Genomic DNA, 3,944 nt, shown 5'->3' on the forward strand with positions numbered 1-3,944 from the left:
GAGCAAGAAACTGGCACTGATAGCCGTTGCCAACAAACTTTTAAAGCAGTCTTTTGCCATTGCAAAATCTGGCAGGCCATATGATGAAACTTACGTTTCAATATTGCCTAGATAAATAGAAGCTAGATCGAATAAAAAAAGCTCAAAGAATCAAGTTATTGAATCTATGAGCCTGAAATAATATTGTCTCGGATTAAAGAAGAATTTGTTTGTTTTTTATCTCAGTTCTTTGTTAGTCACCGTATTTTTGACTTTTCATATGGTCTTTTATCTGAAGTAGTCATTTTATATTGTTCCAAAGCCTCTTCCAGAGTAAGATCTGTTGGCATATTTTCAATGAATGTCATAACTGATGTAAATATGAACGGTATGTTGCTTTTTGAATTAAAATCAGATTTCGTTGCAATGTCATCTAATTGATCAGCATTCCATTTTTTTCTTATTTCATTAGCACGCTCATAATTTTCCTTATTCAAATTCGGAAGCCATATTTTGTTATTTAGAGAATCTGGCAACAAGTGATGTCTATATTGCCAAGTTGAGTAAACCTCAAAATTACCTTTATCTTTATCATTTTGGAAATGCAGGTAAGAGATTGCCTGTTCAGGATCAAATCGTCCCTCATTTACTGCCTTGCAAAGAATTGGTTCAAGATCAATCATGTTTTTATTGCTGCTTCTTCTTTGAGATGTATGAACTAAAACCACATCATGATTTTGCCCTCTTAAGGATTTTCTAAAACCGAGCTCTATCTGAGAAGGGAAGCCAACAGAATCAGTTATTGAAAGTATCCTGTTCATATTTATTATTCGATTAGCTTGAATAGTGTCATCATGAGTATCGTACATTGGTCTGAACAATTGATCTCTTTCCCAAATTGATTTAAATTCATTTCTTAATCTTGAGTCATATTCAGTCGTTCTTTTTTCTATAAAAGAATTCCAGAGGTTTTCATCTATATATGTGTTGACAAAAATTGGCTTTATCGAACTTAAATCATCAGAATTATTTATAAGTAGTTGAAGATTTAAATTTCTTTCATCTAAATTATTAGAGAGTTGATTTGAAAGTGCGGCATTATAAACATCAGCACCAAAAGGTTTTTTGATTTCTCTAAATGCCAATGAGTAATTTTTGGATGCTCTATCGAAATCACCATCACAAATTGCAATTTCAGCTTTATTAGTTAGAATGTGATATTTAGTAATTGCTTCATTATTATAGTTGCATTTCGTGAATTCAATGATGGCAGAATTTTCAGACTTAATATTCGTCTCATTACGGTTTTTACAACCTACTTGAATTGTCATAATAATTAAAATGATTGTTATTCTCATTTTTTAAATTTTATGGTGACTAACTATTGTATATGTGCACAATTACACATATTCCGCCATATTCAGAAATATGTGCAATTGCACTCCTAATATACCACTAAAGAATAAACCTACAATTTAGAATTTACACTGCATTACGGGAAACCATAACTGGTCAAAAACTATGTATGTTTTGGGTATTTTTATGACCAAATAGTCATGCCAAAGAATATTTTAAAATGCCAATAAGTTTATTAGGTACAACCTTATTTTTGAATACTTAGTTCAATTTCTGATCCTTAACAATTCGGCTTCTAACGCTTCTTTAGATTCCTTTTCAACAGTGGTGAGTGGCGAATTTAGAATGTTGCTTTTTTCGTAAGGGTCATTAATTAAGTGGAACATTTCTTCATTGCCATCTGCAAATACTAACAATTTGTAAGTACCATTGCTAATGGTCCAAGCATCATTTTTTTCATTCTTCATTTCAGCATATTGATACTTTCTAATTGATTTCTTTTCAGAAAAAAGAGATTTAAAGCTTTTGCTGTCGTTAATTTCATCAATGTCTACACCTGCTATTTCCGCAATTGTTGCAAAAATATCCGTACTCGTAATTAAGTTGTTATCACTACCTTTTCTTTCAACTCCCTTACCGGATACAAATAAGGGCATATTTATACCGCCTTGATATAGACTTCTTTTTACTTGATTTTTATCATATGGATCTTGGGTAACTATGGGTTCTGTACCGTTATCGCCCATAAAAATGATTATCGTATTTTCTCTATCCTTTTTTGAAATAGAATTTAAAAGTTTGCCTATTTGAAAATCCATAGCCTCAATAGAAGCCATAAAATAAGGGGTTGGGTCCACATCTTTAGTGTATGGTGGCAAATCTCCTTGACTATGCATTTCTGCAGGAGGAATATGAAAAGGCGTATGTGGGGCATTATATGCCAACCACATAAACCAAGGTTTCTCTTGTTCATTGATCCAATTGAAGGCTAGATCTGTAAATTTTTTGGTAGAATATTCTTTAGAAATTGTTTGTTTTCCTTTTTCTGATAAAGGCCAATTATAATAGTCTTTTACAGAACCGATAAATATACCTGCGTAGTAGTCAATGCCAAATGTCTCAGGATTAATGGTTGTATCATAACCAGAAATGTGCCATTTACCAACTACAGCTGTGGCATATGAATCATCTGTGTTTTCGCTGATGTATTCTTGCAATAAAACTTCATTCTCATTCAATTTTTGATTTGCCCATCTTAGATCTGTTCTATATCCATATTTACCCGTAATCATGGAAGCTCTAGTTGGAGAACACGTTGGGTATGTCCAGAAGTTGGTAAAGTTCACACCTGCTTTTTTAATGGCATCTAAATGTGGAGTATGGGGTTTTATGGTTCCTTCTGCATATCCGTTCAATGCATCTTTTCCCATATCATCCGCTATAATAAATAATATGTTGGGTTTTTTGTCTGGTGTTTTTCTATTCTGGTTGATTTCACAGCTCAAAAAGAAAATGGATATTAAAATGTAAAATGTTTTGGTCATTACTTTTATAAGTGTGAATAGAATTATATCTGTAAACAGTAGGTGGGTAAACTAATGTTTGTGGTCAGCCTTGTTCTTATTGAAATCTTTTTGTTTTTCTTTTTTCTTTGTCCCGTTTAAAAGTAAAATCCATTCCCGATAGCTATCAAGATAGTGACACAATAAATATACACAGACCTTTTCGTCCTATACCTTAATCCGCATTACGTTTTGGTTTCGTTGGCAACAGTATTTTATTTTTTAGGATTACCATTTTCGTATTCTATTGTCTTTTCCAATTTTCCATTTTCATCAAAATAAAGCCAAGTTCCTTCCGCTCTTCCTCCTTTTTTGGTTTGACCGATGCTTTTTATTGCTCCGTTTTTATGGAATTTTAGTTTTTGACTGTAGTTGTAAATATCCGCACTTCTAAATGATTTTATAATTCCGTCATCATAAAACTCAAGTATTACACCATCTCTTTTTCCGTTGTTCGTTTCATATAAGTATTTCGGTCGAAAAGTTTTTTCATTTAGTAACAATCCATAACCATTAAGCGAGTCGTTTTCGTAATGTTTAAATCCGACAATATTTTCATTTTGGTCAAATAAATATCCGTTTCCGCTTTTCAATCCGTTTTTAGTTACAACTTCAAATTCCTTGGTTCCATCTGCACGATAATCAATAATCGTATCAGTCTTTTTAGATTGATTGGATTCCGCAGATTCACTTTTCTTTTTCTGGGAATAGCTATTACAACTGAATAAAGTCAGAAGAATTATGATATGTAAAACGGTTTTTCTCATATTGTTGCCAACGGTTTTGTATAAGATTAGTTGCGTGGTTTAGCAACGAATTTAGCAAATACAAACCGAATAGAAAATCCGGAAGGATTTTCGTAAGTAGGCTCGTACCAAGCAATTAATTTTATACGTCTTAAGTTTGATTCTCAGTAAATTGTTGATATAACTAGAAAGAACAAAAGAGAGAATTAAGGTTACTATATACGGTGAAGCTTTAGACTTCGACAACATTGATAATCCTCTCTCTTTTACTACTTAGATCACGTTCAGTTCTGTGAGACCT

At 32.4% G+C, this 3,944-nt stretch carries 3 protein-coding genes and 1 pseudogene; 1 reads left to right on the forward strand and 3 read right to left on the reverse strand.

Translation table 11 applies throughout. The features are described from left to right. A pseudogene (locus I600_RS19525) lies at positions 1-115 on the forward strand (IS110 family transposase); the annotation flags it as partial. Between the two features lie 121 nt (positions 116-236). Here I600_RS19525 and I600_RS18780 read toward each other — a convergent pair. From I600_RS18780 to I600_RS18790, 3 genes are all read right to left on the reverse strand, one after another. Then, positions 237-1,337, reverse strand: coding sequence for a hypothetical protein (locus I600_RS18780; protein ID WP_157490946.1), 1,101 nt, complete (start codon positions 1,335-1,337; stop codon positions 237-239). Positions 1,338-1,601: 264 nt separating this feature from the next. Next, a complete protein-coding gene (locus I600_RS18785; protein ID WP_058106104.1) occupies positions 1,602-2,879 on the reverse strand; it encodes a sulfatase-like hydrolase/transferase in 1,278 nt (425 codons plus the stop codon). A 233-nt stretch (positions 2,880-3,112) separates the two neighbouring features. After that, positions 3,113-3,664: a toxin-antitoxin system YwqK family antitoxin gene (locus I600_RS18790; protein WP_058106105.1), complete on the reverse strand. Its 552-nt coding sequence runs from the start codon at positions 3,662-3,664 to the stop codon at positions 3,113-3,115. Positions 3,665-3,944 lie beyond the last annotated feature (280 nt).

This window comes from Maribacter dokdonensis DSW-8, assembly GCF_001447995.1.
Classification (GTDB): Bacteria; Bacteroidota; Bacteroidia; order Flavobacteriales; family Flavobacteriaceae; genus Maribacter; species Maribacter dokdonensis.

Excerpts from the sequence above, each read along its gene's own strand:
- I600_RS18780 (WP_157490946.1), bottom strand. The coding sequence starts at position 1,337 with ATGAGAATAACAATCATTTTAATTATTATGACAATTCAAGTAGGTTGT.
- I600_RS18785 (WP_058106104.1), bottom strand. The coding sequence starts at position 2,879 with ATGACCAAAACATTTTACATTTTAATATCCATTTTCTTTTTGAGCTGT.
- I600_RS18790 (WP_058106105.1), bottom strand. The coding sequence starts at position 3,664 with ATGAGAAAAACCGTTTTACATATCATAATTCTTCTGACTTTATTCAGT.